This is a genomic window from Pseudomonas vlassakiae (genome assembly GCF_014269035.2).
Taxonomy (GTDB): Bacteria; Pseudomonadota; Gammaproteobacteria; order Pseudomonadales; family Pseudomonadaceae; genus Aquipseudomonas; species Aquipseudomonas vlassakiae.
In genome coordinates this window covers 129475-143105 of sequence record NZ_JABWRP020000010.1, presented here as the reverse complement: position 1 = coordinate 143105, position 13631 = coordinate 129475, and the positions used below count along the sequence as shown (strand labels likewise).

Sequence of the window (13631 nt, the reverse complement as noted above, 5' to 3'; positions counted from 1 at the left end):
TACTGGCCGTCATCCCCTTCCTACGGCATCATTGCAGAATTTGCTCGGCAGCCCCAAAGGACCGCCCATGAATCTGCACCCACGCCAACAACAAATCCTCGAACTGGTGCGCGATCGCGGCTACGTCAGTATCGAAGAAATGGCGCAGCTGTTCGTCGTCACACCGCAAACCATCCGCCGCGACATCAACCAGCTCGCCGAACTCAACCTGCTGCGCCGCTACCATGGCGGTGCGGCCTATGATTCGAGCATCGAGAACACCGCCTATGCCATGCGCGCCGACCAGATGCGCGATGAAAAACAACGCATCGCCGAAGCGGTGGCGCGGCAGATTCCCGACCATGCCTCATTGTTCATCAACATCGGCACCACCACCGAATCGATTGCCCGGGCATTGCTCAACCACAACCACCTCAAAGTCATCACCAACAACCTGCATGTGGCCGCGATTCTCGCCGCCAAGGATGACTTCGAGGTGCTGGTAGCCGGCGGCACTGTCCGTCGTGATGGCGGCGTGGTGGGCCAGGCCAGCGTCGACTTCATCAACCAGTTCAAGGTTGATTTCGCCCTGGTCGGCATCAGCGGCATCGATGAGGACGGTAGCCTGCTCGATTTCGATTATCAGGAAGTACGGGTTTCCCAGGCGATCATCGCCAATGCCCGCCAGGTCGTGCTGGCCGCCGACTCCAGCAAGTTCGGGCGCAACGCCATGGTGCGCCTGGGGTCGATCAGCCTGGTCGACTGCCTGGTGACCGACCAGGCACCTGCGCCTGCCCTCACTCAATTGCTGAACCAGTACAAGATTCGGCTTGAGGTGGTGTGAGGGCCTCTGGGCGCATGCCATAAGCCTTTTAGCGCCTGTAAGATCGAGCGCCGCCCGCGCGGCGCTCGGTCTTGCAGACGCAAAATACCTCAAACCGATCACCCAGAATTTTCGTAAATGTTCACTTTCTTGTCATCTGATCAGTTTTTTCTATAAGGACTGACTGGCGACCGGCTTCATGTTGCGCTAGTATTTTCGGAAACGAACATTAATGTTCATATTCGATGTGAACAGCCCAGGAGGCCTTGCCCGTGTCCCAGCCCGTTTCGTCCCAGCTTCCACCTGCCGACTGCTATGACCTCGTCGTGATCGGCGGTGGCATCAATGGCGTGGGCATCGCTGCCGACGCTGCCGGCCGAGGCCTCAAGGTGTTCCTCTGCGAGAAGGACGACCTGGCCCAGCACACCTCCTCGGCCAGCAGCAAGCTGATCCACGGTGGCCTGCGCTACCTGGAGCACTACGAATTCCGCCTGGTGCGCGAAGCGCTGGCCGAACGTGAAGTGCTGCTGGCCAAAGCCCCGCACATTGTGAAGCCAATGCGCTTCGTGCTGCCGCACCGCCCGCACCTGCGCCCGGCCTGGATGATCCGGGCCGGCCTGTTCCTTTACGACCACCTGGGCAAGCGCAAGCGCCTGGGTGCCTCGCGCAGCCTGCGCTTCGGCCCGGGCTACCCGCTCAAGCCGGCAATCACCCGCGGATTCGAATATGCCGACTGCGCCGTGGACGATGCCCGTCTGGTGGTGCTCAATGCCATGAGCGCCCGTGAAAACGGCGCACACATCCACACCCGCACCCGCTGCCTGCGCGCCGAGCGCGTGGACGGTCTCTGGCAGGTGGAGCTGCAGCACGCCGATGGCAGCTTGCAGACCCTGCGTGCCCGGGCGCTGGTCAACGCGGCCGGGCCATGGGTCGCCAGCTTCATCAAGGACGATCTCAAGCTCGAAGCGCCTTATGGCATCCGCCTGATCCAGGGCAGCCACCTGATCGTGCCGCGCCTGTACGAAGGCGAACATGCCTACATCCTGCAGAATGAAGACCAACGCATCGTCTTCTGCATTCCTTACCTCGAGCGTTTCACCCTGATTGGTACCACCGACCGCGAATACAGCGGTGATCCGGCCAAGGTGGCAATTACCGAGCAGGAGACCGACTACCTGCTCAAGGTAGTCAACACCCATTTCAACCATCAACTGGTTCGCGGCGATATCGTGCACACCTATTCCGGGGTTCGCCCGCTGTGCAACGACGAATCGGACAACCCGTCCGCCGTGACCCGCGACTACACCTTGGCGCTGTCGGCCAGCGCCGGCCAGGCACCGCTGCTGTCGGTATTCGGTGGCAAGCTGACCACTTACCGCAAGCTGGCCGAATCGGCAATGGCCGAGCTGAAGCCGCACTTCCCGCACATGGGCGGCAGCTGGACGGCCAACGCGCCACTGCCAGGCGGTGAGGACATGACTACCGTGCAGGCGCTGCTCGATGCGGTACTGGCGCGCCATGGCTGGTTGCCGGTGGACATCGCCAAACGCTGGGTGCTGACCTATGGGTCTCGCGTATGGCAACTGCTCGACGGCGTACAGGGCCCGGAACAGTTGGGTCAGGCCATTGGCGGTGGGTTGTTCGGCCGCGAAGTGGATTATCTGCGCCGTCAGGAATGGGCATGCGACGCCGAAGATATCCTTTGGCGTCGCACCAAGCTCGGGCTGTTCACCAGCGAGGGCGAACAGCAGGCATTGAAGCATTACCTGCAGCAGTCCGGCCACGAGCAGGCCGCCTGATGCGCAGCGGTCTCGTGGCCCTCAGTCACGAGACCCTCGGGCATTCGCCCATACCTCGGTGGTCAGGTTGCGGATCATGGCCGCCTCTTCGGTTTCATGCTCGCGCATCAGGCTTCCCACCTGCTCGACGTACGCGCCTTCCTGCGCCTCCCTGGCCGTTGTTTCAAGCGCCTCCAGCCGCTCATGGAAGGGAGCGTGAAAGCTTTCGAAACGTTCTGGATAGGTCTCGCGCAGGTAGGCCTGCCAGAAAGGTCGCCGTGCCAGCGCATCCAGCATGCCGATATCGGTATCCGAACGCACCACTTCCAGCTGTGCCTGCGCCAGATCGGCCGGCGTGACGCGGGCAAATGCCTCATAGTGCATCTCGTCTGGAGCAACCGGCAGATCAAGCGCCCCGGCAAGCCGTGTACGGTAGTACAAACGTATCTCGATCTCGTCGACCCTCACCACGGATGCCGCACGCAACCTGTTAACATGCCGCGTCGCAATCGTATCGAGCAGGTCCAGACGATGCAGTTGCCTGCCCAGGCGCAGCAAACGGCTGGCGCGCACTGCCACGGGCACGCCGTCGATACCCTCATGAACGAGGATCGCCACCTCCATCTGGTTGAGCATGATCAATAGACGGTCCTCACAACTGCGCGGCGCTTCGGCCTCGCGAAAGACCTGTTCGCGCAGCACCTCATTGCTTTCGCAAGCGTTCAGCAGCCGCCACACTCGACGCCGATAGTGGCGCGGCTGCGCTTCGAAGTCTTCGCTTTCGGCGAAGTCGGCGAGAAACGTGAACAGCCCCGCGGAACCCGGCTCTTCTCGCAAACGGTCCCAGGTGGCTTCACGTTGTGCACGCAGCCCCGGCTCCTGGCGGCCCACCCAGGTGGTACGGGTATCGGCGGTGACCGCTGCATGAACATAGGCCGCACCGCCCCTGGCTCGGCTATCGGTGACGCCGTGGGCCTCATCATGAAGTGCTGCACTGCGTTCATCCAAAGGATTGTCGTGCAGGTTCAGCTGCCTCAGACGTTGGCGCAGCCCTCGCACCTCCTGGTGCAGCTCGCTGATGCGGTTGTCACGCAGATCGGCATGCGCCAGCAATGGCAGGTTCTCGATGACCCTGCCCAGGTCGACCTGGCCAGTGCCACGCAAGCTGATTTCCCGTACATGGTGCAATGCCGACAGACCTGGAGCGTCGCCAAGCAGATTGAAGCTGAGGTTAAGGCTGTACAGGCGGCGCAGGCCGGCCAGCCGCTGGCTGCCGGCGTCATCCAGGACGATCTGGTTATTGCCCAGGTCGAGCCTGCGCAGCCGGGAAAGATGCTCGATGCCCTCGGGGAGCTGGGTGAGGTGGTTGCCGCTGAGGTCGAGTTCGACCAGGTTGGGAAACAGGCGCAGGAATGCCGCATCGATGCGCTGCAGCTGCATGTTGCGCAAGGCCAGGCGCTGTACGTGGACGAAGCTGATGCCCGGCGGCAAGGTCGGCAACTGAGCGACGCGCTCGCCATCGATGCGCAGTTCATAATGGTCGTTGTCATCGACCAGCTTGCGCCGCCAGCTTCGTCGCAGGGTATCAGCGACGCGCCGGCGGCGAATGGCATCGATGGGGTTTTGCCAATCGGATTGCCATTGCTGCAGCACATCGCGCAGCTCATTCAGTTGACGCTGCAGCGTCGTGTAATGATCCCACAAGCTTTCGCCTCGCTGGCGCACGGCATTCAGGTAGGCATCGAGTTGCAGCTCGCTGAGCGTGGGGAATATCTGATGGATGCCGCGCCGGATTGCCTGCTGGCTGCTTTCACCGCTGGCGCCATTGAGCCGGTAGCCCAGTCGCCCGTCGGCGAACCGCCGCGGTGGACGCACACGATGACCTTCCGGCGCCAGCCCGACTAGCTTGGCAGACAACTCACGTTGCGCGGCGAGGGTTTCAAGCAACCAGTCACGTAACTGCACGACCTGCAGCGACGGATGCCCCAGTGCCGTTTTCTGTTGCCCGTCCAGGCAGCGCAACACGGCCTGCAGCAAGGTCGTCGGCGGCTCCCCCGCTGCCTCGGCCATGGCGTAGCCCCGCTCATGCCTGATGAGGGTGCGGACCTGCGAAGCCTGGTTGTTGCGGCTGGCGAACAGCAGCAGCCCATCCAGTTTGCCGGCGCGCAGTTCCACGCGAACCGAAGCGGGCCATGGCACATGGTGATCGACCAGGCCCAGCACCAGGCGCTCAGTGTCGGTGTTGGCCAGCCCGCCCAGGGCTATGCCCAGCCCGGCCTTGTCGAGCCGATTTTCACGCAGATAGCGACGTGCCCGCTCCGCCATGCTCAACGGCGGCCGCTGCGTACTGCGCAGAGCCTGCAGTTGCTCGCTGCTGGTGTGTTCGATGATTTCCTGCGCAGCGTCCGGGGTAAGCCCTTTGAACGCGCGGATGAGCAAGGTCTGGTCTGCGCTGGGCACCTGGCGCAGGCTGGCAAGCTGCTGCTCGAACGCTGTGCCGTTGAGCAGCGGCTCGCTGGCGTGCAGTTTCAGCCGTGCGTGCATGTCCAGCAGGCGCGCTGGAACAGGCGCGCCCTCGACGCACAGACGCCGCATCTGCTCAGGCCCAAGGCCGGTCACGCGCATCAGCGTACTGGCCTCTGTCGAGAGCATATCCGCGAAGCGATCGGCATCCAGCCCCTGCAACAGGGACGACGGGACACTCTCGAACTGGGCTGCAGTCTGGCCTTTGCGGAGCCTCACGCCACCGTGGTCCATCACTTGAGGCACCAGCTGGTCGATGAAAGGCGCTTGCCGCACGGCGTGGATCACACCGGCGCTGGCGACACCCAGCGCCACGCTCCCGGCGACACTGAAGAGGTGGTCGACTGCCGCTGCCCGGTCGCCCAAGCGCCAGGCTTCATAGCCCTCGTAGACTTCATCCAGCAACTGCGCGGCATTCACCGCCAACATGAGCTCGCCAACCACGGGCACAAAGAACGCCGCCATGTTGAGCAGATCCAGCCCGGCATTGAGCATGCGGTTCAAACGCTCATGCCGGCGCTTACGATCCTCGATATCCTTGGGCACCGCCATGAACGCTGCATCGGCGAAGAGCTTCTGGACCTGCTCGGCCCCTAGGAAAGCAAACAGGTCTCGCTCCAGGGCGAAACTGCGCCCATCCAGTTGCGGCGGCGCATGAGCCCCCGCTCTTTTCACGGCATCAGCAAAGTGCCGGGCAAAATCATGCAGGTCTTCTGCCTTGACGAAACGGTGGAAGAAGGCGCGGTAGGCCGGATCACGCAACTGCACTGCCAAAGCATCATAGGCGGCAGCCCAGGTGTCGTGAGACTGCAATTCCCGAACGGGGTCGCCCGGGATCCACAAGGTCACCTCGTCAAGCTCGCCACCCGCCACTGGCCGGTACTCCAAAGCCACCACGCCGACCATCGGTTTACCCAACAGGTAGAGCTGGCAGGCCGTCCAGTGGGCTCCCGCGGTTGACACGCCTGCCTCACTGTCGAGCAAACCCAGCAAGCGCTGCAGATCCGCTTCATCGATCAGCCCCTTGATCCGCGATGCATAGACCGACGCACGCATGCGGGTGCGCAAGCTGTCCGCAAAGCGCTTCTCTACAACGTTGTGATTGGTGTCTACAGGCTGCCCCCGGGGTGGTGCGGGCTTCAGCACTTTCCTGAGCAACGCCTGGTACTTCGCACCGATATCAAGGTCACGGCACAACTTGGCGTAGCGCCTGAAGGACAGGTCCAGCACTTCACCGTTAGCGCTTGTCAGCTGGGCCTCACGCAAGAGCCAGGACCTGGTTTCGTCCTCATCGAAGTTATGCAGGGCCGCGGCAAGCAAGGTCTGCCGCGAGCGATAGGTGATCGTTGGCCGGTGCGATTTCGATGCCGAAGGCAGCTCGAATTGTTCTTTGATATCCACAAAGCAATACCGAGGTTCGACATGATCCGCTCCGGCCAGTTGCAATGCCTGCCTGAGCTGCACCAGCGCAAAATCGTCAAGGGCAGGTATCTGTCGCAGCACCTGCTGCAGGCGATCAGCCGCCGCCTGCTGGGCCAGCAACGCCCGTTGATACCCATCACGATGTTCGGTTGCGGCGCCTGTCAGCCAGGACGGCAATTGGCGGGCGATCAGGTGGTCGACCGAGCCATTGGGAAAAATAGCAGTGCCATTCACGATTGCGCTCTCCAGGGAAGGAAAGCGCCATGAGAGCATCGCCCTTTAGCGGCCAGGTGGTATCCAATGCCAGCGCATGGGCCTGCAAACCCAGCTATGGCGAACCCGCCCACCCATTCGGATTTCCGAACAGCCCATGCCCATTCATTCGGAAATCCGCATGCGCAACCGGGTGGCAAATAGTGCCCACAGCCATTGCCATCCTGTAAACACAGGGCGTTATGATCGGTCCCAGAGCTTGGCACGACTCATGCTCTACACTTGGTAGCCGAATGCAATCGCTTCTAGCGGTATTCGTTGAACGAAAGAGTCCGCCAACGGCTCCATAAAAAAAACAAACACGTCGAGGAAAATTTGATGCGCATCGTTCGTCATCTGTTGGGCGCAACCATCGCCGCCGCGATCATCGCTTCGCCAGTTATGGCCGAAGAACTGACCGGCACCCTGAAGAAGATCAAGGACTCGGGCACCATCACCCTGGGCCACCGCGACTCTTCGATTCCATTTTCCTATCTGGCCGGCGGTCAAACGCCCGTGGGCTACTCCCACGACATCCAGCTGGCCGTGGTCGATGCCCTGAAAAAACAACTGGGTACCGACATCAAGGTCAAGTACAACCTCGTTACTTCCCAGACCCGCATCCCGCTGGTGCAGAACGGCACCGTCGACCTTGAGTGCGGCTCCACCACCAACAACGTCGAGCGCCAGCAGCAAGTCGGCTTCTCGGTCGGCATCTTCGAAGTCGGCACCCGCCTGCTGACCAAGGTCAAGGACGGTCAGCCTTCCTACAAGGACTTCCCGGACCTGGCCGGCAAGAACGTGGTGACTACCGCCGGTACCACCTCCGAGCGCCTGCTCAAGGCCATGAACGCCGACAAGCAGATGAAGATGAACGTGATTTCCGCGAAGGACCACGGTGAAGCCTTCAACATGCTCGAAAGCGGCCGCGCCGTGGCCTTCATGATGGACGACGCCCTGCTCGCCGGTGAGATGGCCAAGGCGCGCAATCCAAAGGACTGGGTCATTACCGGTACCCCGCAGTCGTACGAAATCTACGGCTGCATGGTGCGCAAGGATGACCCGGCCTTCAAGAAAGCGGTCGATGACGCCATCGTCGCGTACTTCAAATCGGGCGAAGTCAACAAGAGCTACGACAAGTGGTTCACTCAGCCGATCCCGCCAAAGGGCCTCAACCTGAACTTCCAGATGAGCGACGAGCTGAAGAAACTGATCGCCGAGCCGACCGACAAGGCCGCCGACGAGAAGAAGTCCTGATCCTCAGCAGTTCGTGGCCTGCTGCTCGCTAGCGCGAATCAATCCTGCAGGCCACCCATTAGTGTCTAACCTTTCATCCGAGGGCGCCCAGCGCCCCCGGATGCTCGAAGGTGCCCGTGAAACAACCGTCTGAGGGGAAATCCCGATGAATTACAACTGGGACTGGGGCGTGTTCTTCAAGTCCACCGGCGTGGGCAGCGAGACCTATCTGGACTGGTACATCACCGGTCTGGGCTGGACCATCGCCATCGCCATCTCCGCCTGGGTCATCGCACTGCTGCTGGGGTCGGTCCTCGGTGTCATGCGTACCGTGCCGAACCGTCTGGTATCGGGCATCGCCACCGCCTACGTGGAGCTGTTCCGCAACGTGCCGCTGCTGGTGCAGCTGTTCATCTGGTACTTCCTGGTGCCGGACCTGCTGCCCGAAGGCCTGCAGGAATGGTTCAAGCAAGACCTCAACCCGACCACCTCGGCACTGATCAGCGTGGTCATCTGCCTGGGCCTGTTCACTGCCGCCCGCGTCTGCGAACAGGTACGCACCGGCATCCAGGCGCTGCCGCGCGGCCAGGAAGCCGCCGCCCGCGCCATGGGCTTCAGCCTGCCGCAGATCTACAACAACGTGCTGCTGCCGCAGGCCTACCGGATCATCATTCCGCCGCTCACCTCGGAATTCCTGAACGTGTTCAAGAACTCCTCGGTGGCCTCGTTGATCGGCCTGATGGAGCTGCTGGCGCAGACCAAGCAGACCGCCGAATTCTCGGCCAACCTGTTCGAGGCCTTCACCCTGGCCACGCTGATCTACTTCACCCTGAACATGGGCCTGATGCTGCTGATGCGCATGGTCGAGAAGAAAGTCGCCGTGCCTGGCCTGATCTCCGTGGGGGGCAAGTAAATGGACATGGATTTCAGCGAAATCATCCCCGCCCTGCCGGCCCTCTGGGACGGCATGCTGATGACCCTGCAACTGATGGTCATGGGTGTGGTCGGCGGTATCGTGCTGGGTACCATCCTCGCACTGATGCGCCTGTCGTCGAGCAAGCTGCTGTCGCGTGTGGCCGGTGCCTACGTCAACTACTTCCGTTCGATCCCGCTGCTGCTGGTGATCACCTGGTTCTACCTGGCGGTGCCGTTCGTGCTGCGCTGGATCACCGGCGAGGACACCCCGGTGGGTGCGTTCACCTCGTGCGTGGTGGCGTTCATGATGTTCGAGGCCGCCTACTTCTGCGAAATCGTCCGCGCCGGCGTGCAGTCGATCTCCAAGGGCCAGATGGGCGCAGCCCAGGCCCTGGGCATGACCTACGGCCAGACCATGCGCCTGATCATCCTGCCCCAGGCCTTCCGCAAGATGACCCCGCTGCTGCTGCAGCAGAGCATCATCCTGTTCCAGGACACCTCGCTGGTGTACACCGTGGGCCTGGTGGACTTCCTCAACTCGGCACGCTCCAACGGCGACATCATCGGGCGCTCCCATGAGTTCCTGATCTTCGCCGGGGTCGTGTACTTCGTCATCAGCTTCTCCGCTTCGTGGCTGGTCAAGCGCCTGCAAAAAAGGATCACCGTATGATTTCCATCAAGAACGTCAACAAGTGGTACGGCGACTTCCAGGTGCTGACCGACTGCAGCACCGAGGTCAAGAAAGGTGAAGTGGTTGTGGTCTGTGGTCCCTCGGGCTCGGGCAAATCGACCCTGATCAAGTGCGTCAATGCGCTGGAGCCGTTCCAGAAGGGCGACATCGTGGTCGACGGCACTTCGATCGCCGATCCCAAGACCAACCTGCCCAAGCTGCGTTCGCGGGTGGGCATGGTGTTCCAGCACTTCGAGCTGTTCCCGCACCTGAGCATCACCGAGAACCTGACCATCGCCCAGCGCAAGGTGCTCGGCCGCAGCGAGGCGGAAGCGACCAAGAAGGGCCTGGCCCTGCTCGACCGCGTCGGCCTCGGCGCCCACGCCAAGAAGCACCCCGGCCAGCTGTCTGGCGGCCAGCAGCAGCGCGTGGCCATTGCCCGCGCGCTGTCGATGGACCCGATCGTCATGCTGTTCGACGAACCGACCTCGGCGCTGGACCCGGAGATGGTCAACGAAGTACTGGACGTGATGGTCGAGCTGGCCCACGAAGGCATGACCATGATGTGCGTGACCCACGAAATGGGCTTCGCCCGCAAAGTGGCCAACCGGGTGATCTTCATGGACAAGGGCAACATCATCGAGGACTGCCAGAAGGAAGACTTCTTCGGCAACCCGAGCGCTCGCCACGAACGCACCCAGCACTTCCTCAGCAAGATCCTGCAACACTGATTCGGCAACAACGGCACCGCTGCCCGGGTTCGCCCGGCAGCGGGTGCTGGCCGTGACAAGGCCACTGTGATGAAATGCGACCCTTCGCTTCTTCTCCCTGCCAAGCCCGCCGTGAAATCCCGCCTGATTCGCCAATTGCTGCTGCCGCCCCTGATCATCCTGCTGATGGTCGGACTGGGCATGGCCGGCTTCCTGATCAGCGAAAGCAATGGCATCCGCACCTTGAGCGAAAGCGGCGAACGTGCGCTGGAGCTGCATGCGCGAACGGTCGAGAGCGAAATCAGCAAGTACACCTACCTGCCGAGCCTGCTGGAGCTGGAAGACAGCGTCTCGCAGCTGCTCACCGACCCTGATGGCGCCAACCGGCAGACCGTCAACGAATACCTCGAAGGCCTGAACCGCCGCAGCCGCAGCCGGGCGATCTTCGTGCTCGACACCAACGGCCGTGTACAGGCCAGCAGCAACTGGCGCGACGCCGACTCGTTCCTCGGTGAAGACCTGTCGTTCCGGGCCTATTTCCAGAGCGCCGTGCGTGGCGAACCGGGCCGCTTCTACGGGATCGGCAGCACCACCGGCGAGGCTGGCTATTACCTTGCTCACGGCCTGGAAGAACACGGCAAGATCATCGGCGTGGCGGTGATCAAGGTGCGCCTGGATACCCTGGAAGAGCGCTGGCAGCGGGCCCGCCTGGAAGCCTTCGTCAGCGACGAGAACGGCATCATCATTCTTTCCAGCGACCCAGCCCGGCGCTTGAAGTCGGTGCGCCCGCTGACTCCGCAAATCAAGGAGCGCCTGGCGCGCAGCCTGCAGTATTACTGGTGGCCGCTGAACGAGCTGCAGCCATTGGCGCGGGAGACCCTGGCCGATGGCGTGGAGAAGCTGACCTTCCCGGCCAACGCCGAAACGGCCCAAGGCAAGCCCCATGAAGTGAGCTACCTGGCCCAGACCCGGCGCCTGGCCGATACGCCCTGGCACTTCACCCTGCTCACCCCGCTGCAGGACCTGCGCCGCGAGTCCATGGTGCAGGGTATCCTGGTCGGCGTGGCCTTCGCCCTGCTGACCATCCTCGGCATCGCCTGGAACGAACGGCGCAAGGTCGTTGCCACACGCCTGGCCGCCCGCGAGGCACTGGAAGAAGCCAACAGCCAGCTGGAGCGGCGCATCGCCGACCGCACCGCCGACCTGCGCGCCAGCAACGAACGGCTCAAGGGCCAGATCCGCGAACGCCGGCATGCCGAACAGACCCTGCGCCATGCCCAGGACGAACTGGTCCAGGCCGGCAAGCTGGCGGCGATCGGGCAGATGTCCACCAGCATCGCCCACGAACTCAACCAGCCTCTGGCGGCGCTGCGGACCCTGTCTGGCAACACCGTGCGCTTTCTCGAGCGGGGTGCACTGGACACCGCCAGCACCAACCTGCGCACCATGAACGGCTTGATCGACCGCATGGGCCGCATCACGGCCAGCCTGCGCTCGTTCGCCCGGCGCGGTGACGACAGTGGCCAGGCTTCGCTGGCCAAGGCCGTGGAGGCGTCCTTGCAGGTACTGAACGACCGCATCACGGGCTGCAACCTGCAGTTGCACCACCAGTTCGACGACCAGCAACTGGCCATCGACCAGACCCGCCTTGAGCAGATCCTGGTCAACCTGATCGGCAACGCCCTTGACGCCATGGCCACCCAGCCACTGCCCGAGCTGTGGCTCGAAGGCGAGCTGCAAGGCGACAAGTATCGCCTGCGGGTACGCGATAACGGCCACGGCATCGATGCCGAAACCCGCAAGCACCTGTTCGAACCTTTCTTCACCACCAAACCGGGCGAACATGGCCTGGGCCTGGGGCTGACCTTGTCGGCGAGCCTTGCCGCCGCTGCCAAGGGCAGCCTGAACGTCGAGCACCCCGCCACCGGCGGCACGGCCTTCGTCCTCGCCCTGCCTTTGGTCACGCCCCCCAGCGAATCGGCAGAGCAACCATGAACCAAGCGCCACTTACCGTTCTGATCGTCGAAGACGACCCGCATGTGCTGCTCGGCTGCCAGCAGGCATTGGCCCTGGAGGACATTGCCTGCGAGGGTGTCGGCAGTGCTGAACAGGCCCTGGAGCGCATCGGCGATGATTTTGCCGGCATCGTCGTCAGCGATATCCGCCTGCCAGGCATCGATGGCCTGGAGCTGCTCAACCGCCTCAAGGCCCGCGACCGCAGCCTGCCGGTGGTGCTGATCACCGGCCACGGTGATATCGACATGGCGGTTGGTGCCATGCGCAACGGCGCCTACGATTTCATGGAGAAGCCGTTCTCCCCCGAGCGTCTGGTCGATGTGGTGCGCCGCGCGCTGGAGCAGCGCGGGCTGTCCCGCGAAGTGGTGGCCCTGCGCCGGCAACTGGCCGAGCAGAGCAGCCTGGAGGGGCGCATCATCGGCCGCTCGCCTGCGATGGAACACCTGCGCGAGCTGATCGCCAACGTCGCCGATACATCGGCCAACGTGCTGATCGAGGGGGAAACCGGCACCGGCAAGGAGCTGGTCGCCCGCTGCCTGCACGATTTCAGCCGGCGCCAGGGCCAGCCGTTCGTGGCGCTGAACTGCGGCGGCCTGCCGGAAAACCTGTTCGAAAGCGAGATCTTCGGCCACGAAGCCAACGCCTTCACCGGTGCCGGCAAGCGCCGCATCGGCAAGATCGAACACGCCAATGGCGGCACGCTGTTCCTCGACGAGGTCGAGAGCATGCCGATCAACCTGCAGATCAAGCTGCTGCGCGTACTGCAGGAACGCACCCTGGAGCGCCTGGGCTCGAACCAGAGCATCGCGGTGGATTGCCGGGTGATTGCAGCCACCAAATCCGACCTCGACGCCCTCGGGCAGACCGGGCAGTTCCGTAGCGACCTCTATTACCGCTTGAACGTGGTCACCCTGGAGCTGCCGCCGCTGCGCGAACGTCGGGAAGACATCCTGCAACTGTTCGAGCACTTCCTGCAGCAGTCGGCGCTGCGATTCGACCGCGAAGCACCGACGCTGGACAGCCAGACCCTGTCGCGCTTGATGGCCCATGACTGGCCGGGCAACGTGCGCGAGTTGCGCAACGTGGCCGAGCGCTATGCCCTTGGGCTGCCAGCCTTCAAGAAAGGCCCGAGCGGCGGCGCCAGCCAAGGGCTTGGCTTTGCCGAGGCGGTGGAAGCGTTCGAACGCAACCTGCTCAGTGACGCCCTGCAGCGCACCGGTGGCAACCTCAGCCAGGCCAGCCAGGAGCTGGGCATGGCCAAGACCACGCTGTTCGACAAGGTCAAGAAGTACGGGCTCGGCTGACGA

9 protein-coding genes are annotated in these 13631 nt (G+C 63.0%); 8 read left to right on the top strand and 1 reads right to left on the bottom strand.

All coding sequences use genetic code 11. The annotated features are described in order from the left end of the window. Positions 1-67: 67 nt before the first annotated feature. Entirely contained in the window at positions 68-823 is a 756-nt protein-coding gene (gene glpR / locus HU738_RS14925; RefSeq protein ID WP_054885872.1) for a DNA-binding transcriptional repressor GlpR, read from the top strand. Positions 824-1074: 251 nt separating this feature from the next. Further along, positions 1075-2601 carry a glycerol-3-phosphate dehydrogenase gene (gene glpD, locus HU738_RS14920; RefSeq protein WP_186601354.1) on the top strand — a complete coding sequence of 509 codons (1527 nt, stop codon included), beginning with the start codon at positions 1075-1077 and terminating at the stop codon, positions 2599-2601. Between the two features lie 21 nt (positions 2602-2622). Here glpD and HU738_RS14915 read toward each other — a convergent pair whose 3' ends face one another. Continuing rightward, positions 2623-6759, bottom strand: coding sequence for an NEL-type E3 ubiquitin ligase domain-containing protein (locus HU738_RS14915; protein ID WP_367616170.1), 4137 nt, complete (start codon positions 6757-6759; stop codon positions 2623-2625). A 357-nt stretch (positions 6760-7116) separates the two neighbouring features. Here HU738_RS14915 and HU738_RS14910 point away from each other — a divergent pair, with 357 nt between their 5' ends. The 6 genes from HU738_RS14910 to aauR all read left to right on the top strand — a co-directional run bounded on the left by HU738_RS14910 (position 7117) and on the right by aauR (position 13628). Then, on the top strand, positions 7117-8034 hold the full coding sequence (locus HU738_RS14910) for a glutamate/aspartate ABC transporter substrate-binding protein (RefSeq protein WP_186601352.1): 918 nt from the start codon (positions 7117-7119) through the stop codon (positions 8032-8034). A 145-nt stretch (positions 8035-8179) separates the two neighbouring features. Next, a complete protein-coding gene (locus HU738_RS14905) occupies positions 8180-8926 on the top strand; it encodes an amino acid ABC transporter permease (protein ID WP_176506021.1) in 747 nt (248 codons plus the stop codon). Beyond that, positions 8927-9598 (top strand): amino acid ABC transporter permease, encoded by a 672-nt coding sequence (locus tag HU738_RS14900; RefSeq protein WP_054885876.1) that lies wholly within the window; start codon positions 8927-8929, stop codon positions 9596-9598. It begins immediately after the preceding gene. Then, positions 9595-10329, top strand: coding sequence for an amino acid ABC transporter ATP-binding protein (locus tag HU738_RS14895; protein WP_003258023.1), 735 nt, complete (start codon positions 9595-9597; stop codon positions 10327-10329). The genes HU738_RS14900 and HU738_RS14895 overlap by 4 nt, the downstream gene beginning before the upstream one ends. Positions 10330-10398: 69 nt before the next feature. Further along, positions 10399-12303, top strand: coding sequence for a two-component sensor histidine kinase AauS (gene aauS / locus HU738_RS14890; RefSeq protein ID WP_054885877.1), 1905 nt, complete (start codon positions 10399-10401; stop codon positions 12301-12303). After that, entirely contained in the window at positions 12300-13628 is a 1329-nt protein-coding gene (gene aauR / locus HU738_RS14885) for a two-component response regulator AauR (protein ID WP_176506020.1), read from the top strand. The genes aauS and aauR overlap by 4 nt, the downstream gene beginning before the upstream one ends. The last annotated feature ends 3 nt before the right edge of the window (positions 13629-13631 follow it).

What these genes read in the sequence shown, in the direction of transcription:
- glpR (WP_054885872.1), top strand. Translation starts at nt 68, where the DNA reads ATGAATCTGCACCCACGCCAACAACAAATCCTCGAACTGGTGCGCGAT.
- HU738_RS14910 (WP_186601352.1), top strand. Translation starts at nt 7,117, where the DNA reads ATGCGCATCGTTCGTCATCTGTTGGGCGCAACCATCGCCGCCGCGATC.
- HU738_RS14905 (WP_176506021.1), top strand. Translation starts at nt 8,180, where the DNA reads ATGAATTACAACTGGGACTGGGGCGTGTTCTTCAAGTCCACCGGCGTG.
- HU738_RS14900 (WP_054885876.1), top strand. Translation starts at nt 8,927, where the DNA reads ATGGACATGGATTTCAGCGAAATCATCCCCGCCCTGCCGGCCCTCTGG.
- HU738_RS14895 (WP_003258023.1), top strand. Translation starts at nt 9,595, where the DNA reads ATGATTTCCATCAAGAACGTCAACAAGTGGTACGGCGACTTCCAGGTG.
- aauS (WP_054885877.1), top strand. Translation starts at nt 10,399, where the DNA reads ATGAAATGCGACCCTTCGCTTCTTCTCCCTGCCAAGCCCGCCGTGAAA.
- aauR (WP_176506020.1), top strand. Translation starts at nt 12,300, where the DNA reads ATGAACCAAGCGCCACTTACCGTTCTGATCGTCGAAGACGACCCGCAT.